The 23354-nt window shown below is 56.0% G+C and carries 22 protein-coding genes and 1 pseudogene; 14 read left to right on the forward strand and 9 right to left on the reverse strand.

Annotated features, from left to right (window positions below; all coding sequences use genetic code 11):
- The first annotated feature begins 62 nt into the window (after nt 1–62).
- A complete protein-coding gene (dprA, locus tag V476_RS10725) occupies nt 63–1181 on the forward strand; it encodes a DNA-processing protein DprA (RefSeq protein WP_024958987.1) in 1119 nt (372 codons plus the stop codon).
- Between the two features lie 38 nt (nt 1182–1219).
- The gene (gene tsaC / locus V476_RS10730) at nt 1220–1777 is read left to right on the forward strand and encodes an L-threonylcarbamoyladenylate synthase type 1 TsaC (protein WP_003340101.1); all 558 of its coding nucleotides are present in this window, start codon (nt 1220–1222) and stop codon (nt 1775–1777) included.
- 36 nt (nt 1778–1813) lie between these two features.
- Here tsaC and V476_RS10735 read toward each other — a convergent pair whose 3' ends face one another.
- The gene (locus tag V476_RS10735) at nt 1814–2788 is read right to left on the reverse strand and encodes a quinone oxidoreductase family protein (protein WP_003318470.1); all 975 of its coding nucleotides are present in this window, start codon (nt 2786–2788) and stop codon (nt 1814–1816) included.
- 171 nt (nt 2789–2959) lie between these two features.
- On the opposite strand from V476_RS10735, the gene hemF reads away from it, so the two are divergent.
- Together hemF and aroE are read left to right on the forward strand one after the other, a co-directional pair.
- Nucleotides 2960–3874 carry an oxygen-dependent coproporphyrinogen oxidase gene (gene hemF / locus V476_RS10740; RefSeq protein ID WP_024958986.1) on the forward strand — a complete coding sequence of 305 codons (915 nt, stop codon included), beginning with the start codon at nt 2960–2962 and terminating at the stop codon, nt 3872–3874.
- Complete coding sequence (gene aroE / locus V476_RS10745; RefSeq protein ID WP_024958985.1) at nt 3874–4698, forward strand: shikimate dehydrogenase; 825 nt, start codon at nt 3874–3876, stop codon at nt 4696–4698. The genes hemF and aroE overlap by 1 nt, the downstream gene beginning before the upstream one ends.
- Before the next feature lie 257 nt (nt 4699–4955).
- Here the strand turns inward: aroE and V476_RS10750 are convergent, their stop codons facing one another.
- From V476_RS10750 to betC, 4 genes are all read right to left on the reverse strand, one after another.
- On the reverse strand, nt 4956–6524 hold the full coding sequence (locus V476_RS10750; protein ID WP_024958984.1) for a SulP family inorganic anion transporter: 1569 nt from the start codon (nt 6522–6524) through the stop codon (nt 4956–4958).
- 71 nt (nt 6525–6595) lie between these two features.
- A complete protein-coding gene (locus V476_RS10755; protein WP_024958983.1) occupies nt 6596–6913 on the reverse strand; it encodes a hypothetical protein in 318 nt (105 codons plus the stop codon).
- Nucleotides 6914–7079: 166 nt separating this feature from the next.
- Nucleotides 7080–8006, reverse strand: coding sequence for a choline ABC transporter substrate-binding protein (locus tag V476_RS10760; RefSeq protein WP_024958982.1), 927 nt, complete (start codon nt 8004–8006; stop codon nt 7080–7082).
- Between the two features lie 36 nt (nt 8007–8042).
- Nucleotides 8043–9548: a choline-sulfatase gene (gene betC / locus V476_RS10765; RefSeq protein ID WP_024663968.1), complete on the reverse strand. Its 1506-nt coding sequence runs from the start codon at nt 9546–9548 to the stop codon at nt 8043–8045.
- A 114-nt stretch (nt 9549–9662) separates the two neighbouring features.
- Here betC and V476_RS10770 point away from each other — a divergent pair, with 114 nt between their 5' ends.
- The 8 genes and pseudogenes from V476_RS10770 (at nt 9663) to V476_RS10805 (ending at nt 18850) form a co-directional block, all read left to right on the forward strand.
- Nucleotides 9663–10613, forward strand: coding sequence for a choline sulfate utilization transcriptional regulator (locus V476_RS10770; protein ID WP_024958981.1), 951 nt, complete (start codon nt 9663–9665; stop codon nt 10611–10613).
- Between the two features lie 442 nt (nt 10614–11055).
- A complete protein-coding gene (locus V476_RS28855; protein WP_235810952.1) occupies nt 11056–14664 on the forward strand; it encodes an RHS repeat domain-containing protein in 3609 nt (1202 codons plus the stop codon).
- A 23-nt stretch (nt 14665–14687) separates the two neighbouring features.
- A complete protein-coding gene (locus V476_RS26995; RefSeq protein ID WP_080278385.1) occupies nt 14688–15638 on the forward strand; it encodes an RHS repeat domain-containing protein in 951 nt (316 codons plus the stop codon).
- 155 nt (nt 15639–15793) lie between these two features.
- On the forward strand, nt 15794–16099 hold the full coding sequence (locus V476_RS10785; protein ID WP_024643261.1) for a hypothetical protein: 306 nt from the start codon (nt 15794–15796) through the stop codon (nt 16097–16099).
- A 144-nt stretch (nt 16100–16243) separates the two neighbouring features.
- Nucleotides 16244–16849, forward strand: a complete 606-nt coding sequence (locus tag V476_RS10790; RefSeq protein ID WP_024958978.1) for an immunity protein Imm33 domain-containing protein — start codon at nt 16244–16246, stop codon at nt 16847–16849.
- Nucleotides 16850–16922: 73 nt separating this feature from the next.
- Nucleotides 16923–17351 (forward strand): annotated as a pseudogene (locus V476_RS28860) (hypothetical protein).
- A 128-nt stretch (nt 17352–17479) separates the two neighbouring features.
- Complete coding sequence (locus V476_RS10800; RefSeq protein ID WP_024958975.1) at nt 17480–17812, forward strand: DOPA 4,5-dioxygenase family protein; 333 nt, start codon at nt 17480–17482, stop codon at nt 17810–17812.
- A gap of 213 nt (nt 17813–18025) precedes the next feature.
- Entirely contained in the window at nt 18026–18850 is an 825-nt protein-coding gene (locus tag V476_RS10805; protein ID WP_024958974.1) for an alpha/beta fold hydrolase, read from the forward strand.
- Nucleotides 18851–18884: 34 nt separating this feature from the next.
- Here V476_RS10805 and V476_RS10810 read toward each other — a convergent pair whose 3' ends face one another.
- From V476_RS10810 to trpB, 3 genes are all read right to left on the reverse strand, one after another.
- Nucleotides 18885–19415 (reverse strand): anti-virulence regulator CigR family protein, encoded by a 531-nt coding sequence (locus tag V476_RS10810; protein ID WP_003437105.1) that lies wholly within the window; start codon nt 19413–19415, stop codon nt 18885–18887.
- A gap of 125 nt (nt 19416–19540) precedes the next feature.
- Complete coding sequence (gene trpA, locus V476_RS10815) at nt 19541–20350, reverse strand: tryptophan synthase subunit alpha (protein ID WP_003421561.1); 810 nt, start codon at nt 20348–20350, stop codon at nt 19541–19543.
- The gene (gene trpB, locus V476_RS10820; RefSeq protein WP_003318458.1) at nt 20347–21576 is read right to left on the reverse strand and encodes a tryptophan synthase subunit beta; all 1230 of its coding nucleotides are present in this window, start codon (nt 21574–21576) and stop codon (nt 20347–20349) included. The genes trpA and trpB overlap by 4 nt, the downstream gene beginning before the upstream one ends.
- A 79-nt stretch (nt 21577–21655) precedes the next feature.
- On the opposite strand from trpB, the gene V476_RS10825 reads away from it, so the two are divergent.
- Entirely contained in the window at nt 21656–22612 is a 957-nt protein-coding gene (locus V476_RS10825) for a LysR family transcriptional regulator (protein ID WP_024958973.1), read from the forward strand.
- Here the strand turns inward: V476_RS10825 and V476_RS10830 are convergent, their stop codons facing one another.
- On the reverse strand, nt 22613–22939 hold the full coding sequence (locus V476_RS10830) for an ElaB/YgaM/YqjD family protein (RefSeq protein WP_003318456.1): 327 nt from the start codon (nt 22937–22939) through the stop codon (nt 22613–22615).
- 165 nt (nt 22940–23104) lie between these two features.
- Here V476_RS10830 and V476_RS10835 point away from each other — a divergent pair, with 165 nt between their 5' ends.
- Nucleotides 23105–23320 (forward strand): dodecin, encoded by a 216-nt coding sequence (locus tag V476_RS10835; protein WP_003318455.1) that lies wholly within the window; start codon nt 23105–23107, stop codon nt 23318–23320.
- Nucleotides 23321–23354 lie beyond the last annotated feature (34 nt).

Genomic DNA, 23354 nt, shown 5'->3' on the forward strand with positions numbered 1-23354 from the left:
CAACAGAGTTATCCACAGGTTTGTGCATCATTCGGGATGCACGATGGATCAGGGACGATCTCATGCCATTGTTCGAAAATGCCCCCTCTTCGCCCGCAGAGCTGGAAGCGCGTTTGCGCATCCACCGCCTGCCTGAGATAGGGCCGAAACGCTTTTCCAGACTGATCGAAGCCTTCGGATCGGCCTCGTCGGCGCTCAGTGCGCCGGCCAGCGCATGGCGTGCGCTGGGCATTCCTGGTGCCTGTGCCGAGGCGCGTCGTGATCCATTAGTACGTGATGGCGCCAGTGCCGCACTGGCCTGGCTGGAGCGTCCGGCCCAGCATTTGCTGATGTGGGACGACCCTGGCTACCCCGCATTGCTGGCGCAGATCGCTGATCCACCGCCGCTGATCTTCATTGCCGGCGACCCTTCGATCCTCGAGCGTCCGCAGTTGGGAATGGTCGGCAGTCGTCGCGCCTCCCGACCCGGGCTGGACACCGCCAGCGCTTTTGCGCGCAGCCTGGCGGCTGCCGGTTTTGTGATCACCAGCGGTCTGGCGCGAGGTATTGACGGCGCCGCGCATCAGGGCGCATTGGATGTCGGTGGGCTTACAATCGGCGTGCTTGGCACCGGGCTCGAAAAACTTTATCCACAGCAGCATCGCGCCCTCGCCGCGCAGATGGCCGCCCAGGGCGGCGCAGTGATTTCCGAGTTCCCGCTGGACGCCGAACCGCAGGCCAGCAACTTCCCGCGACGTAACCGAATCATCAGCGGCCTGTCGCTGGGCATACTGGTGGTCGAGGCCAGTGTCGCCAGCGGCTCGTTGATTACCGCGCGACTGGCCGCCGAGCATGGACGGGAGGTGTATGCGATACCCGGCTCGATTCATCACCCTGGCGCCAAGGGCTGTCATCAGTTGATACGTGACGGCGCGACACTGGTCGAGACCGTCGAGCACATTCTTGAAGGCTTGCAGCACTGGAAACGTGTTGCGCCCAGCGTCGATCCCGTCACGCCGGCGAAGCCTGGCCCTTGCGATCATCCGCTGTTGGCGCTGCTGCACGCCGCACCGCACACCAGCGAGGGGCTGTCGGTGTCATGCGGCTGGCCGTTGCCCAAGGTATTGGCAGGCCTGACCGAGCTGGAACTGGATGGACGCATAAGCTGTGAAGCAGGACGATGGTTCGCCAGAGCGCCCTGAGGTTAAACTGCCCCCAGGATTCAGTGGAGAGACAAACAATGGTCAGCAGTTGGCGAGTGCAACAAGCCGCTCAGGATATTCGAGCCGGTGCGGTGATTGCCTACCCGACCGAGGCAGTCTGGGGGCTGGGGTGCGATCCGTGGGATGAAGAAGCGGTCTATCGTCTGCTGGCGATCAAGTCACGGCCGGTGGAAAAAGGCCTGATCCTGATTGCCGACAACATTCGCCAGTTCGACTTCCTGTTCGAAGACTTCCCCGAACTGTGGCTCGACCGCATGGCCAGCACCTGGCCTGGGCCCAACACCTGGCTGGTACCGCATCAGAACCTGCTGCCCGAGTGGATCACCGGCATTCACGAAACCGTGGCGCTGCGTGTTACCGATCACCCGACTGTGCGTGAACTGTGCGCGCTGGTCGGTCCGTTGATCTCCACCTCCGCCAACCCGGCGGGTCGCCCTGCCGCGCGTTCGAGATTGCGCGTCGAGCAGTATTTCCGCGGGCAGATCGACGGGGTTCTTGGCGGCAGCCTGGGCGGCCGTCGGAACCCCAGCGTGATACGCGATATCGCAACCGCGCAGATCGTGCGCGCCGGCTGACGCTGGCGCACACAGCGCGGGTTCAGTGGTAGACGATCAAGGGATCAGAATGGTCGAGCCAGTGGTGCGCCGGGCCGACAGCTCGGTCTGCGCCTTGGCGGCGTCTTTCAGGGCGTACTGCTGAATGCCATCGACCTTTAGCTTGCCGCTGGCGAGCATGTCGAACAGCTCGTCAGCCATGGCCTGCAGGTTCTGCGCATTGTTGGCGTAAGAGCCCAGCGTCGGGCGGGTGACATACACCGAACCCTTTTGCGCCAGAATCCCGAGATTCACGCCCGAGACCGGCCCGGACGCATTGCCGAAGCTCACTACCAGCCCGCGTGGCGCCACGCAGTCGAGTGACGTCAGCCAGGTGTCTTGGCCCACCCCGTCGTAGACCACCGGGCATTTCTTGCCGTCGGTCAGTTCCAGCACGCGCTTGGCGACATCTTCGTGGCTGTAATCGATGGTTTCCCAGGCACCCAGCGCCTTAGCGTGTGCGGCCTTCTCCGGCGAACTGACCGTACCGATCATTTTGGCGCCCAGCGCCTTGACCCATTGGCATGCCAGCGAGCCCACACCACCCGCAGCGGCATGAAACAGAATGATCTCGCCCGGCTTCACTTGATACGTCTGACGCAGCAGATACTGCACCGTCAGGCCCTTGAGCATCAGGGCTGCGGCCTGCTCGAAACTGATCGAGTCAGCCAGCTTCACCAGATTCGCTTCAGGCAGCACGTGCACTTCGCTGTACGCCCCCAGCGGCCCGGTGCCGTAGGCGACACGATCACCGACCTTGAAGCGCGTCACCTCGGCCCCCACCGCCTCGACCACCCCCGCCCCTTCGGCACCGAGGCCGGAAGGCAGCGGCGTCGGATACAGCCCGCTGCGGTAATAGGTATCGATGAAATTCAGGCCGATGGCCTTGTTACGCACAACCACCGCCTGCGGCCCCGGAGCCTCCGGTTCGAAATCGACATATTCAAGAACCTCGGGTCCTCCGACAGCGCTGAACTGGATACGCTTTGCCATGTGCTCTCTCCTTGATGGTTAAAACAAGCTGCGAAAGCCCCCATCGGACTCCTTCCCCGGACCTTCGTCAACTGCCAGCCCGCGTCGCCGATGGTATGCTACGCGCCAATTTGCCTGCGCCTCTTTTGCTGCGGGGGCTCAGCCGTTTGACGTCAGCCGTAAGGGATCCTCATGAGTACCCGTACCGAGGCCGTAAAAGCCTACCTGCTCGACCTGCAAGACCGTATCTGCACTGCGCTTGAACAGGAAGATGGCAGCGCACACTTCATGGAAGATGCCTGGACGCGTCCGGCGGGCGGCGGTGGTCGCACGCGGGTGATCGAGAATGGCACGGTCATCGAGAAAGGCGGTGTCAATTTTTCCCATGTTTTCGGCAGTAATCTGCCGCCGTCTGCCAGCGCTCATCGGCCTGAACTGGCCGGGCGTGGTTTCGAGGCGCTGGGCGTTTCGCTGGTGATCCATCCGCATAACCCGCACGTGCCGACGTCCCACGCCAACGTGCGCTTCTTCATTGCCGAGAAAGAAGGTGAAGAGGCCGTCTGGTGGTTCGGTGGCGGTTTCGACCTGACCCCTTATTACGGCGTTGAGGAGGACTGCGTGCACTGGCACCGAGTTGCCGAGCGCGCCTGTGCGCCCTTCGGTGACGATGTCTACCCGCGCTACAAGGCCTGGTGCGACAGTTACTTCCACCTTAAGCATCGCGATGAACCGCGCGGCATCGGTGGTCTGTTTTTCGATGACGTGAACCAGTGGGATTTCGACACCAGCTTCGCCTTCATCCGCGCCATCGGTGATGCGTTCATCAATGCCTACCTGCCAATCGTGCGCCGCCGCAAGGCTGCGGCCTATACGGTGCAGCAGCGTGAGTTTCAGGAATTCCGTCGCGGTCGCTACGTCGAGTTCAACTTGGTGTATGACCGCGGCACGTTGTTCGGTCTGCAATCGGGTGGGCGTACCGAATCGATCCTCATGTCGCTGCCGCCGCAAGTGCGCTGGGGTTACGACTGGAAGGCCGCGCCGGGCAGCGAAGAGGCGCGTCTGACTGATTACTTCCTGACCGATCGCGACTGGCTGGCGGATAACTGATGGACCAGTATGTCGTCTTCGGTAACCCCATTGGTCACAGCAAGTCGCCGCTGATTCATCGCCTGTTCGCCGAGCAAACCGGTCAGGCACTGAATTACCAGACCGCGCTGGCACCGCTGGACGATTTCACGGCGTTTGCCCAGGCGTTTTTCCAGACCGGGCGTGGTGCCAACGTGACGGTGCCTTTCAAGGAGGAGGCGTTTCGCCTGGCCGACAGCCTGACCGAGCGCGGGCAGCGTGCGGGGGCCGTCAACACCCTGAGCAAGCTCGACGACGGAACTCTGCTGGGCGATAACACTGACGGTGCGGGGCTGGTACGTGATCTGACGGTCAACTGCGCGCGCAGCCTGCGTGGTCAGCGCATTCTGTTGCTGGGCGCAGGCGGTGCGGTGCGTGGCGCGCTGGAGCCGTTGCTTGCGCAACAGCCCGCTGCGTTGGTGATCGCCAATCGTACGGTCGAGAAAGCCGAGCGACTGGCGCAGGAGTTCGCCGACCTCGGGCCGGTATTTGCCAGCAGCTTCGACTGGCTTGAAGAGTCGGTGGACGTGATCATCAACGCCACCTCGGCCAGCCTGGCCGGAGAGCTGCCACCCATTGCGCCCAGCCTCATCCAGCCGGGAGTGACCTTCTGCTACGACATGATGTACAGCAACGAGCCCACTGCTTTTTGCCGGTGGGCCACAGAACAGGGTGCGGCGCAGTCGGTTGATGGCCTGGGGATGCTGGTCGAACAGGCTGCAGAAGCCTTCCTGTTGTGGCGCGGCGTGCGCCCGGATTCAGCGCCTGTATTGGCGGAGTTGCGCAGATTGCTGGCTGCGGGTTGATCGGCTATCTGCGGACTACCGTGCCAATGCTCCGAGTTATACACAAGTCCGCTTTTGATTCTGGCCGAAGGCCGTGGAAGCGAACCGGGCGACGCTTCGCTTGTTCGCGAAGGCGGTATTTCAGATGATGTATTTTCGGCGATTATACCTGCCCTTTCGCGAACAAGTTCGCTCCCACGCCCTCCGGGCAGAAGCCAAATCTACGGGCTTATCGGGACCTTTGTAGAACGCAGAGCATCGCGACGATGATTCACAGCTCAATCCTCAAACAGAATCGGGCACTTCTCCGCCCCTTCCAGCTTGTGCAGTTCTTCGATCACTTGCGGCCTGGCATTGCGCAGGACCAGCACTCTGCCCTGCCGGCCCAGTCGTCTGGCTTCCTGATGAAGCATCTCCACGCCTGAGTAATCGATGAAGTTGATCTGCTGCGCATCGATCACCACTCGCACACCTTCGGTACGTTGCAGGCGGGTCTGCAGGTAGTGGCTGGCGCCGAAGAAGATCGATCCGCCGACCCGCAGGACCTCCTCGTCGCCCTCGCGCCACTGCTGGACGCGCGGTTGCGAGGTGCGCTTGAGGTAGAAGAGCAGCGAGGCCAGTACACCGGCGTAGATCGCGGTTTGCAGCTCCAGCAACAAGGTGGCCAGACAGGTCAGCGCCATCACGAAAAACTCGGCGCGGCTGACGCGGAACAGCGCACGAATGCCTCGACGATCCACCAGCCCCCAACAGATCAGCAGAATTGAGGCGGCCATGGCCGGGATCGGAATGTGCGATATCAACGAGGCACCGGCGACCGCGAACAACGCCACCCACAACGCAGAAAACACTCCCGCCAACGGCGAGCGCGCACCTGCCTCGTAACTCAATGCCGCTCGGGTAAAAGACCCGGCTGACAGGTAGCCGGAGAACAGCGAGCCGACCATGTTCGACAGCCCCTGGGCACGCACCTCCTGATTGGCATTGAGCATCTGCTGCGAACGAGCCGACAGCGAGCGGGCAATCGACAGGCTGTTGACCAGCCCGAGCATGCCCACCGCCACGGCGGTCGGCAGCAGTTTGAGGATCAGTTCGACGTCCAGCGGCAACGGGCTGAAGGGCGGCAGATGGCCGACGAAGGCGCTGACCACACGGACATGGCCGAACATCGCTGGCCACAGCCACACCAGCAGGCTACTCGATACCAGTGCGATCAATAGCGTCGGCCAGCGAGGCACCAGAAGCTTGAGTCCGATGCCCAGTGCCAGGGTCAACAGACCGAGCATCAGCGAAGACAGATCGACTTCACGCCAATGCTCGAGCACGGCGGTCAGGCTTTTGAGGGCGGTGGTCTGACTCGGCAGATCGATGCCCAACAGATTGGGCATCTGCCCGAGCGCAATCACCACCGCAGCGCCCAGCGTGAAACCCAGCACCACCGAATGCGAAACGAAATTCACCAGCGCACCGAAGCGCATCATCCCCAGCAACAGCTGAAACACACCGGCGATGAAGGTCAGCAGCAGGATCAACATGATGTAGTCCTGACTGGCCGGGACGGCGAGCGGGCTGACACTGGCATACAGCACGATGGATATAGCCGCAGTCGGCCCGCAGATCAGGTGCCAGGACGATCCCCACAGACAGGCCACGAGGACTGGAACAATCGCAGCGTAGAGACCGTACTCAGGCGGCAGCCCGGCGATCAGTGCGTAAGCGATGGATTGCGGCAGCGCCAGAATGGCGCCACTCAGGCCCACCAGCGCATCACGCCCGACGCTGGCGCGATTCTGCTGCGGCAGCCAGGCGAGAAAGGGTAGAAATTTATGGCGATTGAGCCAGCGCATCGGTCCCTCATGTTGGATGGGTCACTGCATCACTACGTCAGACCGTTTCTGCCCGGAGCCGTGAGCGAACGCTAGTTCATGGCGTAGCATTTCGAGGTGGCGACGTTTGTGTCTGACCCGGTTCCAGCGCCTCTGAGCATGCAGATAACATAGTGTTTCTTGTTCTTGAGGGTCACTACCGGACCAATGTCTGCCACGTACGAAGAAACGACCGTTGCTCCTGCATTGAGCATCTCTTCCATAGAGACATTGACGGCCTCCAGCTTGGTCGGATATTCCAGAGCGTTTCCAGGCACTTTGGCGCTGGTTTCTGGTGGCCAGCTACCCGCAGAGGCAAAGGATGCGCTCAGAATCAGGGCCAGCGAGAGGGGTATAAGTGACATTTTCATACTGTTCTCCAGAGTTAGCGGATAGGCCGCACGGCAGTCTAGTGGTTTATCCCCTTTCGTTGGTTCCCAGCTGGTGTCTTCCAGAATGACGCTTTGAAGTGCCAATATTGCTGAAAACCGGCGCGGTGGAAACCCCTGACGCCGGGTCACTACTTAATGTCGAGGCCTACAACTTCGCCTTCACTGCCGCCAGCCCGTCTTTGCCATCAACCGTCTTCACGCCCTCCAGCCACGTGTCCAGTAACGCAGGGTTGGCCTTGATCCAGGCTTTGGCGGCTGCGCTATTGCTGACCTTCTTGTTGACCACCTCGGCCATGATGCTGTTTTCCATGTCCAGGGTGAAGCTCAGATTGGTCAGCAGCTTGCCGACGTTCGGGCAGGCTTGAGCATAACCCTTGCGGGTCAGGGTGAAGACCGAGCCGGTGTCGCCGAAATATTTCTCGCCGCCCTTGAGGTAGTGCATGCCCTTGATCTGCACGTTCATCGGGTGCGGCGTCCAGCCGAGGAACACCACAAAGGCCTTTTTCTTCACGTTGCGATTGACCTCGGCCAGCATCGCGGTCTCGCTGGATTCCACCAGCTTCCATTTGCCCAGATCGAATTCGTTCTTCTTGATGATCTCCTGCAACGACAGGTTGGCAGGTGCGCCGGAACCGATGCCGTAGATCTTCTTGTCGAACTTGTCAGCGAACTTGTTCAGGTCGGCAAAGTTATGCACACCGGCATCCCAGACGTAATCCGGCACGGCCAGGGTGAACTCGGTGCCCTCAAGGTTTTTCGCCAGTTGCGTCACATCACCGGTGGCCACGAATTTGTCGTAAAAGCCCTGCTGCGCCGGCATCCAGTTACCCAGAAACACATCGAGCTTGCCGTCTTTCAAACCGCCATAGGCAATCGGCACGGCCAGGGTATCGACCTTGGGCGTGTAGCCCAGGCCCTCGAGTACCACGCTGGTAATCGCGTTGGTGGCCGCAATGTCACTCCAGCCGGGATCGGCCATCTTCACGGTACTGCAACTGGCGTCCTCTGCCTGCGCTGCAAGGCTGCCGAGGGTCATGACCGCGACCGCAACGGCTGTGGATAACTTCTTCATTGATGTACCCCTTTGGTTTTTTTGGTGTGGGCAGGGTCAAGGTTGCGGAAAACGTGCCTTGCGCTCCAGATCGTCCAGATCAATGTGGTTGCGCATGTACTGCTGACTGGCGTCGACCAGTGGCTGGTGATCCCAACTCTTCAGCTTGCCGGTTGCCAGCGATTTGGCGACGAAGCGCCTTCTGCGCTGGCTGGCGAGCACCTGTTGGTGTATCGCCGGTATGTCCCACTTGGCCCGAGCTTCCGCCAGGAAGTCAGTGAACAGCTTTTCATGGGCGGGTGACTGGCTCAGGTCCTTCTGCTCTTTCGGGTCCTTCTTCACATCGAACAGCAGGCACGGGTCCTGCTCCGAATAGATAAATTTGTACGCGCCACGACGGATCATCATCAGCGGGCTGGTTGTGCCTTCGGCCATGTACTCGCCGAAGACCTCATCGTGTCCGCCCTTGCGTTTCAAATGCGGCATCAGCGAGCGTCCGTCCAATGGCAAACCGGCGTCCAGTTTGCCTTTGGCCATTTCCACGAAGGTCGGCAGCAAGTCGGCAGTCGACACCGACGCACTGACCCTTCCCGGTTTGAACTGGCCCGGCGCGTACACCACCAGCGGTACGCGCGCGGCCATTTCGAACCAGTGCATTTTGTACCAGAGACCCTTTTCGCCCAGCATGTCGCCGTGATCGCCGGAGAACACCACGATGGTGTCTTCCGCCAACCCGACTTCATCGAGCGTCTGCATCAGCTTGCCGACGTTGAGGTCAATGTAGCTGCACGCACCGAAGTAGGCGCGACGTGCATCACGAATCTTGTCGGTCGGCATGGGCTTGTCCCACAGGTCATAGACCTTGAGCAGCCGTTGCGAATGCGGGTCCAGCGCGGCCTGATTGGCGTGCGGCGTGGGCATCGGTATTTCGTCGTCGGCGTACAGGTCCCAGAACGGCAGAGGGATGGTGTACGGGTCATGAGGATGAGTCATGGAAACGGTCAGGCAGAACGGCGCATCCCCGTCCTGGCGCACATGGTCATAAAGGTATTGCTGGGACTTGAACAGCACCTCTTCATCGAAGTCCAGCTGGTTGGTGCGAATGCACGGACCGGCCTGCAACACCGAAGACATGTTGTGATACCAGCTTGGCCGCACGTCCGGCTCGTCCCAGTTGACCGACCAGCCGTAATCGGCCGGGTAGATGTCACTGGTCAGGCGTTCTTCGTAGCCGTGCAGTTGATCCGGTCCGCAGAAATGCATCTTGCCTGCCAGGGCGGTCTTGTAACCCAGCGCACGCAGGTAGTGGGCATAAGTCGGAATATCGGCCGGGAAGTCGGCTGCGTTGTCGTACGCACCGATCCTGCTCGGCAACTGGCCGCTGACCAGGGTAAAGCGCGACGGTGCGCATAGCGGGCTGTTGCAATACGCCGAGTCGAACACTACGCCGTTGGCAGCCATGCGGCTCAGGTTCGGCATCAGAATCGGGGACCGGGCGTAAAACGGCAACATTGGCGCGGCCATTTGATCGGCCATGATGAACAGAATATTTTTGCGCTTCATGTAATCGCTGCGTCCCATTGTGAAAAGTTATGCGAAAGTGCCGGGTATGAGAATGGAGTCCATAACTTTCAGGGTAAAGCCCATACACAGCAATGCCTAGGATAAGCCCAGCTAATGTTTGAATCTTTCGGCGATGTGTCACTCGACCTGCTGCGTGCCTTTGAGGTCGCGGCGCGCTTGCGCAGCTTCACAGCGGCAGCCCTCGAACTGGGCACGACACAGCCCGCTGTCAGCCAGCAGATCAAGCGCCTCGAAGAGCAAATCGCTACCCGTCTGTTTGACCGCATCTACCGTGGTATCGAATTGACCGACGCCGGTGAAGTGTTGTTCAGCCATGTGCAGGCCGGACTGCAATCCATCGACAGCGGATTGATAGCGATCACCGAACACCATCAGCACGAAGTGCTTCAAGTGGCGACCGACTTCGCTTTTGCCGCCTACTGGCTGATGCCGCGTCTGCACCGTTTCCACAAGGTCAACCCGGACGTGGACGTCAGCCTGGTCACCAGCGAGCGTACCCACAGCATGTTACGCGCCGACATCGACGTTGCCGTGCTGTTCGGTGACGGGCGCTTCAAACAGGGCGAAAGCCACTGGCTGTTCAGCGAAGAGGTCTTCCCGGTGTGCAGCCCGCAATTGCTCGCCGGGCGCCAGACGCCGCTGCCCAACGATGCGCTGTGCGACTTTCCACTCCTCCACCTGCGTGGCGAAAACATCAACAACTGGTTCGACTGGGCGGGCGTATTTCGCGCGCTCGACATCCCCCAAGCCCCCGCGCCCGGTCAGCTACGCTTCGACAACTACACCCTGCTGATCCAGGCGGCCATCGGCGGACAAGGCATCGCCATCGGTTGGAAGCATCTGGTCGACGACCTGCTCGATCAGGGCCTGCTCTGCCGCCCCATCGCCGGCGCGGCGATTTCCGGTCAGGGCTATTACGTGGTCCTGCCCCAGCGCAAACGCCGCGTGCAGATCGTTCAGCAGTTCGTGGACTGGCTGGCCAGCGAGCAGGCGTTGAGCGGGGTTTCGCTGACGGGTAGGCCATTGCCGTCGATTGCGGTTTAGGGAAGCGGTGTTCAAGGTTGAATTAAATATAAGTTCGAAGCAATTATTGGTTAGATAGGAAATTTCTTACAAGTTTTACGGACGTAAGCGGGTTTACTTTTGTTCTCATATAGCATTGCTTAGGTTGTGTATTAGATGGCGGCTGCATCTGGAATGACTTTAAGTTATGGCTTTCTCAAATAGACGTGTGTGACGCGATTTGATAATTTCAATCATCATGGATCTTGCTTAAAAGCGCATAAAGCGAGTATTTGAGATTTAACTTATAGATCAGTTTAAGTGCTCCTAAATAGAGCGCTTTGCCCATGCCGTATCAATACTGACCAGTTTATGGCATGCAGCGAGTGATCATAGGCCCAAAAATCTATATCACATCAATAAGGCTGTGGAAGGCTGCTATGAGCTTTGCTTTTTACTATTTAAGATAATGGATGGATTTAACGTGCTTGGAAAAAAGAAAAACAATATTATGAAAGTTTTGCTGTTTGGCGCGCTATTGGGAAGTCAGCTTGGACATTCTGAAGAGTTAGAGTCTACGCCGTATGATTTAGCACCGAAGAAAAATCGTGGGCTGGTTTCTAATGCGGTTGACAGCGTTGACCCTTGGTCCGGGAATCTCAAAGTCAGTCATATTGATTTAAGTATTCCTGGGACGGCAGGCATGGATATCAATATTCATCGAAGCTACGACCTACAGCGTTTAACCGCCGGGTTTGCTGCGCCATATAGGCAAAGTACGGAATGGACCGCTTTAGGACCCGGTTGGACAATCGCGGCAGCGCCGAAGATTTATCATGCCACCAATTATCATCTTCGTGATCGTAGCGGGACACCTAACTATTACATGAACTCAACTTTTCAGTTGTGTAACAATCAAGGTGAACGTCCCAGCGCCCGATTTAATTTAAGACTTCCGGATGGTAGTAGCGAAAAATTTTATCGTGTTGCACCTTATGAAGACAGAACCAAATCAAATTGGCGTTTACGTTGCGATTCAATGGTGCTTACGCTAACGTCGCCATCTGGAATTAGGTATGACATGGGGCGTGCCGATGTAGATATGAAATTTAGTGCTTCAGTTACATCGTTTCCTATGGAAGATCCAGATTTTACAGAATCTATTTTTCTGACAAAAAAGGCAACTGACCTTAATGGTAACTGGATCGCTTACGACTATACTCAATTTGGCCCCCCTTTAAGCGTTCCAATTTCAGGGAGTGTTTATATTGACCACTGTCTTCAAACCAACCTTGAAGACGCCGCCAACTGCGAAAAGTCCGATATGCTTTTATCTAGGATAACGTCCAGTGACGGCAGAGCTGTTGATTTTAATTACGACCCTGCGACAGGCCGCCTTCTTTCGCTGGCCGATAATAATCAGCGCATGGTTCAGTATGGATACACCGCGAAAGACTATCTGAACTCTCAGGCCCTGGCGCAGGTAACTGGGCCTACTGGAGAAGTCTGGAAGTATGCCTATCACCCTGGAGAATGGTTTCAGATAGTAGTTTCCAATGAAAGTTATGCGAATGATCAAAGAGCTGCCGCTCGCAAACTTATATCGATTGAGCAGCCCAGCGGTGGAAAAACGACATATGAATACTCATATGTGGATCTAGAAGGCCGTCTTGGTGGACGCTTTGTCTGGTCGCGTTTCGAGCGTATAAGCCGCAAAATTGATGCAGCCGGAAATCACTGGGCTTATGCCTATAATCGTGGAAATATTGGACAATACGATAGTACAGTTATCACCGGGCCGGATGGCACAACCATCCATGAGTTTATTGGCCCTGGATACAGTATTGCTACAGATGGAAACACTATAAATAATACCGTGTGGAGTATAGGGAGTCCGGTTAAAATTACCCGACCGGACGGGAGTTATGAAACATACAAGTGGCAGCAACGGTTTATTTCGCATGGAAGAGAATATGTGTTTGAACTCGGTGTAGTCACGGACGATACAATCTGGGCAGCTGACCTTCAAGAGCGAACTTTTGTCCGTGATGGCGCAACCTACAGTAGTCACTACTCTAACTACGATGCTTATGGCAATCCTGGAATATTGACTGAAACAGGTCCTAATAGTGATGGTCGAACTACCACGCTGACTTGGTATAATAATACTGATAAATGGATAATAGGTCGTCCTATAGATCAGATGTCACCTGATAGTTCTGTACATCGTATCTACGATGAGAACGGTAAGCTAATCAGTTACAATCGCGATGGTGTTGCGACTGCGTATACCTACGATGCTCAAGGTAATCAAGCGACGCAAATTCGCCCGGGTGATCGTCATTACAGCTACATGAATTATAAACTCGGTACTCCGCAAACTGAGGTTCAGCCAGAGGGTATTACTATTTCGCGTGCAGTCGACGACGCTGGCAATGTTACCTCTGAGACCAACGGTGAAGGCCACACAACGCACTACGAATACGACAGGTTGAATCGCGTAACCTCTATCACTCCGCCGCAAGGCGCTGGTCAAAAAATAATATACACACCCACCAGCAAGACAAATCTGCGCGGCAATCTGTCCGAGATAACTCAATATGATCTGTCTGGTCGTGTCTCCAGTATTGTTAGAGGTGATATAACAACCACCTATGCGTACGATGCCTATGGCCGCGTAACGTTTACTTCAGACCCTAACTCAAGTATGGGAACCCGTTATCAGTATGATGCGCTGGGTCGCGTCATTCGGATCACTCATGCGGACGGTACCTACCAGAGCACTGCCTACGGTTTTGCCCACAAAGTCATAACTGACGAACGAGGCAATTCCACTACTTATAACTATCGTGGCTATGGCGACCCCGAAAAATTGTCTCTGATGTCATTTCAGCCGTCGGATCCGGCAGCCAGTATAACCTTGACTCGAAATGGTCGCGAACAAGTGACGTCGGTTACACAAGGCAATTTCACACGCCATTACGGCTATAACGCAAATGGTTATTTGATCTCGGTCAGCAATCCCGAAACTGGAGACACCGTCTACGGTCGAGACATTGCAGGCAATATGACTTCAAAGCAGGTGGGGCAGTCAGATGTTACAACGTACACATACGACGGGCAGAATCGACAAACTGCAATCAATTATGCGCAAGGCACTCCCGCTATCAAAAATACTTATGATAAACAAAATAATCTGCTAATAGCGGACAGCAGTACGGGTATTCGAAGCTTTACATACAATCCTGCAGGGTTCGTCATAACGGAAAGCCTTTCTATTGAAGGTAAGCTGTTTGAGCTTTCTTATGGCTACGATGAAAATGATCGGCTGAAAAGCCTCACTTATAATCCGTCTGGTCGCATAGTTGAATATGCGCCAGACGTATTAGGCAGGCCCACAATGGTATCGGGCTACGTTAGCAATATTGCTTATTGGCCGAACGGTATGATTAAACAGGTCATCTATGCCAACGGTGCGGCGGTCAGTTACGAACAAAATAGTCGTCTCTGGCCAGCTTCTTTCAACATTACCTCACCCGCTGGAGTCGATTACCTGAAAAGCATGTACGACTATGATGGTGCGGGTAACTTGTTGACCATCAGGGACGGCGTGGACAACAGCATGGACCGTACCCTTGCTTACGACAGCCTTGATCGTTTGGTGAGTGCCGATGGTTTCTGGGGGGTAGGAACCCTCGCCTACGACGGTGTAGGAAACTTGACCCAAAAAACGTTTGGCGATTCAAGCCTGAACTATAACTACGATATACAAAACCGCCTGACTTCTGTCGATGGACCGCGCATTGATAGTATAAACTACGATGCTTATGGCAACGTCAGCAGTAGTGCTGACAACGCTTACCTTTACAATAATGTTCCCAATCTTGTATGCGTTAACTGCGCGAGTCCCGACAAAAAAGTTGAATATCAGTACGATGGTTTGAATCAACGCAGTTCCGTCAGTTCTGCGGGCAACAAAATATACGAGATGCAAGATGCCGATGGAAGGTTACGGATGGAACTCGAGGGAGACAAGCTAACCGAGTATTTCTATTTGGGTGACCAGCGCATTGCACAGCAGGTAAGCCCATGATCGGGTGTCAAGGAAACCGAACCATGCAAATTATAAAAAAGCTATTTCGCAAAGTCAGTGTCGCGATGCTGGCACTCGTGGTGACTCATGCCGCTTTGGCAAATACCGTTACCTATTTTCATAATGATATATCCGGCAGCCCTATGGTTGCGACCGATGAAACTGGCAATCTGCTCTGGAAGGAAAGTTATAAACCGTATGGAGAAAAACTAAACCAAACGAGTCCAGTCAGTAGCAACAAGGTCGGTTTTCATGGAAAAGTATTTGACGATAATATCGGCCTTTCTTACATGGGCGCACGGTATTACGATCCACTGCTCGGTCGCTTCATGGGTGCTGATCCGGTCGACTTTCAGGAAAGTAATCTGCATAGCTTTAATCGATATGCTTATGCAAATAATAATCCATATAAGTTTTCTGATCCTAGCGGTTTGTACGCTGACCTCATTATCGAGACGATGAGCTTAGCGGTGGGGATGGCCAGTTTTCATCAGAATGTAAAAGAGGGGAATTATGGTGCTGCTGCCTTAGATGGTGTCGGTATCGCTGCAGATGGGGTACTCGCTGCGATTCCCATGGTACCTGGAGCAGCAGGTTTGGCCATTCAGGGAGCACGAGGGCTGGAAAGGGCATCCGATATACGTCCGCATGTCGACACCGCTACATCATCCGCAGCTCCTGACTTCTTGATATCACCGAATGGGACTGTTTTTCCTGTACCTAAGGGGGCGACGGGCCCATCGCCTAATATGAATCGTGCAGGAAATATCACAGGTTCTGCTTTTATTAATGGTAAAGGTGGTGATAATGGTCAAGTTAGTTCCCTGCGCCTCATGAATCCAACACGTCCACTAGGTAAGAACCCAGGTTACAAAAATGGTTATATTAAATACGAAAACAGGTTAGATCAGGGTGTCGACCCTTACACAGGACGGACTTTGTCACACTCTAAAAGTCATTTCCCGATAGAATAGTGAAGATAAGTAGTTCCATAAATCAATATAGGGTGATACTAAAAAGCGATGGATTTCTACAGAATAGTTTAGATCGGGGAGTGGTCCTTCACATAGGACGTACTTTTCCAACTTTTAAAAATTCATTTTCCAATTGATTAATGGGGTGTTGTGCGATGACTGTTCTTACCAATCTTGTTGGAAGTGATGTTGTAACGGCGCTTGTTATTCACGACTATTTTCAACTATTTTTTTCCGAGGATATTATAGTGAGCGTCTATAATTCATACAGCATTATTGGCTCGACAGTTAAGGGTCTACAAGGGAAAAAGCTTTTAAGCGTCTCAGAAAGCGAACTGGAAATTGAGCTTGTTTTCGAAGGTTTAGCAAAAGTTAGAATTGATATGAGCCCGGATGGGTTTAATGGGCCGGAAGCTATGCAGCTTTCGAAGCCAGGATTTCCTCGGGTCATATGGAATTAGCTTCACTTGGTTTAACGAGCATGGGCTTGTATGTATGTATGCATACACGTCCTGCTTTGCTAGCTGTACATGGTATAAAAAATTACGCTGCGTCTAGAGGGATAATCGGTGAAGATAAATGTATCCCTAAATAAATCTGGATTGATGCTAAAAACCGATAGGCTTCTACAAAAGTACGGTTACGAGATAAATGTTCAGACTCATGATGAAGATTTAGAAGAATACGCAATTGAGTTTGTTGAGACGGTCTTTCATTATCTCGAAACGGGTCATAAAATTTCACCAAATGAAACTTTGGGCTATGGCTCATGGATAACAAAAATGCAGCTCAATGATTGTCAGGAGCTAATGTTCTTTGAGCAAGTTCCTTTAACAGGCGATTATGTGCTTGGAATTACGACTACACTAAAAATGTGCGCCGAGCAGCACGCGCTGTGTGCGAAAGTCGGCGTCGAGCATTCCGTCCCACTTCACGATCCGCTGATAGTCATTTCTGATGGTGTGTTCGAGGGCGACGCCGTTGAGGGCGTTCGCTATCCGTCGCCCGAGCATATGTCTGGCTGGTGGATAACCACAGACCGGTATAACGGCGATACACAAACGCTAAAGACGGTTCACGCACACCATGTGGCAGAGCATCGTCCTGACCTTGTGAAGTTTTTAGCCTTGCCCTTTGGTTACCGGTTCCATGAGGCAAGCGGTGATGTATGGAAAGATAAAAATCAGACGGATATATGGCTACTTCGATAATTTTTCAATATGAGCGATGGGTGGGGGATGTCAATTTTCTTAGCAGCCCCCGCTTTGAGCGAAAGGAGATGTTATGAGTCTATGGGATATTTTAGTAGAGGCTACGATTGATTCGATTCATGTATTTTCGACCGAAAAACAAATTCGCATACACGTGACAAGTCCGTGGCAAGGCAAAAAGCGTTATCAAAATAATTGCTAAGGGTGTCGAAGATTTTAGCCTGAATGGTATGAGGGTTTTGAATATTGTCGACCGCGTAAATTTTCTCGATGTCAGTAACGATCAAGAAATCGAAGCTGCACATTGTTTGTTTTTCCTGAGGAAAGGACGCGGTCCTCAATCAGACGACTTAAACAGCGCTGGCTTTTTACAGAACTGGACCTCGTTCGCACCGGCAAGCTTGTATTGTTTGAGCTCGAGGCTGTCTGCGGTGCAGCGTGTATTTTATTGGCAAAGAGCGTCGTTTTGGAGCCGCTCGATGCTGTGGGACTTCACATCTAAGACGGTCATGAGACTTTCTCAACCCTCATGCAGGACCTACTATCGGTCTACACACGAGAAAAATGATCAAGGCTGACGACACTCCTGCATCAGTCAGGCCTTCAGCCGAGAAAGGAGCCTCTACCTCAATGCATGACATCCACGGCTACCACGCCCACATCTATTTCAACGCCCAAACCCTGGACCAGGCCCGAGCCCTGTGCGAGGCCGCGACCGAGAAATTTGCAGTGCAGATGGGGCGCGTCCATCAGAAGCTGGTCGGGCCGCATCCGGACTGGAGTTGCCAGTTGGCGTTCGGGCATGAGCAGTTGGCTGACGTTACGCTGTGGCTTGCGTTGAATCGCGATGGGCTGGTGGTGTTTCTGCATCCGTTGACGGGCGATGAGCTGCGCGACCATACCGATCATGCCATCTGGATGGGCGCGGTCAGGCCTTTGAACTTGAGCTCGCTGGCTGGCTGATAGCCAGCTTCCTGGCCATTTTCCTTCTGCGGTTATTAGCGCATCCATCGTTGAAAAGATCGATGTAAGATAGCTCCGCTGAAAAATGACCGCTAGGTCCGTTGCAGCGCAAACACCCACAAGATGGTCATGCATACGCTTCAACATGGTAATTCGCCTGCTACGGGCGGCTTGAGCTGAATGCTGAAAGACCAGAACAGAGGATCATCAGAAATGCCGGATCTACTCATCGACGGTAAGACACTTCACTATTCCGACCAGGGCACGGGCCCGGTGGTATTGCTCGGTCACAGCTATCTCTGGGACAAGGCGATGTGGAGTGCGCAGATTGATACCCTGGCCAGCCAGTATCGGGTGATTGTGCCGGATCTGTGGGGGCATGGGGATTCCAGCGGTTTCCCGGAGGGCACTCGCAATCTCGATGACCTGGCGCGGCATGCGCTGGCGCTGCTGGATCATTTGAATATCGAGCGTTGCAGCATCGTCGGGCTGTCGGTCGGCGGTATGTGGGGCGCAATCGCTGCACTGCTCGCGCCAGAGCGCATCACCGGGCTGGTGCTGATGGACACCTATCTGGGCAAAGAGACCGAGGCCAAGAAAGCCTACTATTTCTCGTTGCTCGACAAGCTGGAAGAAGTCGGGAGCTTTCCTGAGCCGCTGCTGGATATCGTTGTACCGATCTTCTTCCGTCCTGGGATTGATCCGCAGTCGCCTGTGTACACGTCGTTTCGTGCAGCGCTTGCTGGCATGAATGCCGAGCAGTTGCGTCAGTCCGTGGTACCGCTGGGAAGAATGATTTTCGGTCGTGATGACCGGCTCGGGTTGATCGAACAGCTGAATGCCGACACCACGCTGGTGATGTGTGGTGATGCAGATATTCCGCGCCCGCCTGAGGAAACGCATGAGATGGCGAACCTGATCGGCTGCCCTTACGTGCTGGTGCCTGAGGCGGGGCATATCACCAATCTGGAAAATCCCGCGTTCGTATCGGGTGCGCTGATGACGTTCCTGGCGCGGGTTAACCAGAAGCAGGGTTGAGCTGAGCCGCGCCTTCAAGGACGTCAGCACCCCATCAATTCAGCACACCATCCAGAATCGCGTACACAATCCCCGAACCCACGGCGATCAGCACGACGTCGGTGCCCAAGCGGCGCCATTCGTAGCCGTCATACTGTGGCAGGTATTGCAGCGAGCGGCTGTCCAGGCGCTTGCCGTAACCAGGTGGCAATGGACGGCCCTTGGCGATGTGTACGCCCGGCGGCAGTGGCTGGCCCCGGCCGATGACGTCGCGGTGTTGCTGGAAAGTCTCGCGTACCGGGCCGAAATCCTGCGGTGGGCGGTTGCCGCCGCGGTTGTCCTGATGCGCCTGTCTGCCTGGCGGGTTGCCCGGGCCTTTGTCGGGACCCCTGCCATTGTCATTGCCCGGTCCACGGTCATTGCCGCGCTGGTTAGGCCCGCCGTCGTTCGGCGGTCCTGGCTGTTGGGCACCACGGTTGTCGTCCGGGCCATCACCGCGCTGATCAGGTGGTGCAGCGTGCAGCAGCGGACTGGCGCTGATCATCAAGATACCCAGTCCGGTGATAAAACGGTTTGGCAGTTTCATGGTGCTTCCTAGACTTCACGCGATGCAGCAAAAAGGGGTTCATGACGTTGGTCATGAACCCCTTATGTCTTGCTACATAGAGCCGCCGCTCAGGCTTTGATTCCTCTGTATCAGAAACTTTACCCTCAGCGACGAGCGCTACGTACGCCCTCGGCCAGTGCCGCGCACAGCGTCAGTACGCCGTCGATGGCGTGCTCCGGCGACTCGGCGCTGGCGATCTTGTCGACGAAGGCCGAGCCCACGACCACGCCGTCAGCCAGACGCGCAATCGCCGCGGCCTGCTCGGGTGTGCGGATACCGAAACCGACGCTGATCGGCAGATCTGTGTGGCGGCGCAAGCGAGCGATGGCCTCAGTGACGTGCTCGGTGGTGGCCGAGCCAGCACCGGTCACACCGGCAACCGACACGTAGTAGACGAACCCGGAGCTCCGTTCCAGCACACGCGGCAGACGCGCATCGTCAGTGGTCGGCGTGGTCAGACGGATGAAGTCGATGCCGGACGCCTGTGCAGGTGTCGCCAGCTCGGCGTCGTGCTCGGGTGGCAGGTCAACGATGATGAGACCGTCAACGCCTGCTTCTTTTGCCTGCGTCACGAAGGCTTCGACGCCAAAGCGGTGGATAGGGTTGTAGTAACCCATCAGCACAATCGGCGTAGTCTGATCGTCGACACGGAACTCGCTGACCATCTGCAGGGTTTTCTGCAGGGTCTGGCCAGCGTCCAGAGCACGCAGGGTCGCCAGCTGAATCGCCACGCCGTCGGCCATCGGATCGGTGAACGGCATACCCAGCTCGATCACGTCAGCACCCGCCGCAGGCAGGCCCTTCAGGACTTTCAGCGAAGTGTCGTAGCCAGGGTCACCGGCGGTGATGAAGGTGACCAGCGCCGCACGACCTTCGGTTTTAAGCTGGGCGAAACGATGTTCTAGACGGCTCATACCAGCTGCTCCTGAGTGTGTTCGGCGGCGGCCATGTGGTTCATGACGGTTTGCATGTCTTTGTCACCGCGCCCGGACAGGCACACGACCATCAGGTGGTCGTCGCGCAGGTTGGTCGCGCGTTTCATGGCTTCGGCCAGGGCGTGAGCGGTTTCCAGCGCCGGGATGATGCCTTCGAGCAGGCAGCACTGATGGAAAGCGTCCAGCGCTTCATCATCGGTGATGCTGACGTACTCGACGCGCTTCACTTCGTGCAGGAATGCGTGTTCCGGGCCGATGCCTGGATAGTCCAGACCGGCAGAGATCGAGTGCGCATCGGTGATCTGACCGTCGCCATCCTGCAGCAGGTAGGTACGATTGCCGTGCAGCACGCCCGGTACGCCGCCGTTCAGGCTGGCCGCGTGCTTGTCGGTGCTGACGCCATGACCGCCCGCTTCAACACCGATGATTTCCACGCTGGCGTCATCCAGGAACGGATGGAACAGGCCCATGGCGTTGGAACCGCCACCGACACAGGCGACCAGGCTGTCCGGCAGACGACCTTCCTTCTCCAGCATCTGCTCTTTGGTTTCCTTGCCGATGATGGCCTGGAAATCACGGACCATCGCCGGGTAAGGGTGCGGTCCTGCAACGGTGCCGATCAGGTAGAAGGTGTCTTCAACGTTGGTCACCCAGTCACGCAGCGCTTCGTTCATCGCATCTTTCAGGGTGCCGGTGCCGGAAGTGACCGGAACGATTTCAGCGCCCAGCAGCCTCATGCGGAACACGTTGGCCTGCTGACGCTCGATGTCGGTAGCACCCATGTAGATCACACAAGGCAGGCCGAAACGTGCAGCGACCGTTGCCGTGGCAACGCCGTGCATGCCGGCGCCGGTTTCCGCGATCAGGCGTTTTTTGCCCATGCGCTTGGCCAGCAGCACCTGGCCGATGCAGTTGTTGATCTTGTGCGCGCCGGTGTGATTGAGCTCTTCGCGCTTGAAGTAGATCTTCGCGCCGCCGCAGAACTCAGTCAGGCGTTCAGCGAAGTACAGCGGGTTCGGACGGCCCACGTAATCGCGCTGGAAGTAGGCCATTTCTTTGATGAATTCCGGATCTACCTTGGCCGCTTCGTACTCGCGGTTGAGGTCGAGCACCAGCGGCATCAGGGTTTCAGCCACGTAGCGGCCGCCGAATGAGCCGAACAGGCCGTTGGCGTCGGGGCCGCTGCGGAAATTGGTCTGGGTCATGAAGTGCTCCAGTTGCGGTATTGGGCGAATAGGTTGAGCCGTATTGGCAATGGGTCCACTTTAACCAGCGCAAGGCCGGATGAAAACCGATAAGATCGCTGCAACCTGTCAGGAAAACTCACAGATCATGAGCCGCGACCTCCCTCCCCTCAATGCATTGCGCGCCTTTGAAAGCACTGCCCGGCTTGGCAGTGTCAGTCAGGCCGCTGAACAGCTGAACGTCACACATGGCGCTGTCAGTCGCCAGTTGAAAGTGCTTGAAGAGCACCTAGGTGTAAGCCTGTTCAGCAAGGACGGACGAGGCTTGAAACTCACAGATGCAGGTATTCGTCTACGCGATGTCAGCGGCGACGCGTTCGACCGGTTGCGCGGTGTATGTGCAGAGCTGAGCAAGGGCAGCGCAGATGCGCCGTTCGTGCTGGGGTGCTCGGGCAGCCTGCTGGCGCGCTGGTTTATCCCACGCTTGAGCCGCCTGAATGCCGAGCTGCCGGACCTGCGTCTGCACTTGTCGGCAGGCGAAGGTGACCTTGACCCGCGTCGGCCAGGGCTTGATGCCCTGCTGATCTTTGCCGAGCCGCCGTGGCCTGCAGACATGCAGGTATTCGAACTGGCAAGCGAGCGGATCGGACCGGTGTTGAGCCCACGCTTCGCGCGATTCCAGCGTCTGTGCGATGCACCTGTCGAGGCGTTGCTGGAAGAATCATTGCTGCAAACCACATCGCGTCCGCAGGCGTGGCCAAGCTGGGCGCAGCAGAACGGTATCGACCCGCAGTCATTGCGTTACGGGCAGGGTTTCGAGCATTTGTATTATTTGCTGGAGGCGGCCGTGGCGGGCCTTGGCATCGCGATTGCGCCGGAACCTCTGGTCATCGATGACCTGAAGGCCGGTCGCCTGGCTGCGCCTTGGGGGTTCAGTGAAACCCCGGCGCAGCTGGCGCTTTGGGTACCCAGACGTGCGGCCGATGGACGGGCGCAACAGCTTGCTCAATGGTTGAAAAATGAGCTGAAGCGGTCCGGGGAACCGATCAGAAACTGATCAGTTACCGCGCTTGAACAGCATGTAGGCAGCGATCAGGCCGATGGCACCTACCGCAACGCCGGCGGTGGTCCAAGGATGTTCCTGAGCGTAGTCACGAGTTGCCAGTGCGTTTTCGCGGGTTTTCTCTTTGACGTCTTCGTAGACATCGCTGAGCAGGCTGCGCGAATGGCTCAGCGCGCTTTCAGCGTTGGCTTTCAGATTCTTCAGAGTCTTGCGCGACTCGTCGGTAGCATCGGCTTTCAGGCCCTCGAGGGACTTCAGGAGGCTCTCGATTTCAGCTTCCATACTCTGCAACGAGGCTTTGCGAAGTGACGTAGTAGCCATGGTGTTTCTCCTGCAATGATGAGTGAGCGTGTTGTTTCGGACTCCGGGCTTTTTGGAAAGTGCGATGGGATTTTTGCAAAGGTCTGAACTTTTGCGCGCCTTCTCCTGACAGAAGCAGGGAGCGCGCTCTATATCGCGTCTTTTTCAGACCTCAGGAGAACTGCCATGTCGGATCATCACACGTACAAGAAAGTTGAAATCGTAGGCTCTTCCACGACCACCATCGAAGACGCCATCAACAATGCCCTGGCCGAAGCCAGCAAAAGCCTCGACCTGATGGAATGGTTCGAAGTGACTGAAACCCGCGGCCATATCGAAAACGGCAAAGTCGCGCACTTCCAGGTGACATTGAAAGTGGGCTTCCGCATCACCAACAGCTGAGGGTGATCTGAACCTTTCGGCTGGCCGATTGCCA

Origin of the sequence: Pseudomonas syringae KCTC 12500, assembly GCF_000507185.2 — a bacterium.
Classification (GTDB): domain Bacteria; phylum Pseudomonadota; class Gammaproteobacteria; order Pseudomonadales; family Pseudomonadaceae; genus Aquipseudomonas; species Aquipseudomonas syringae.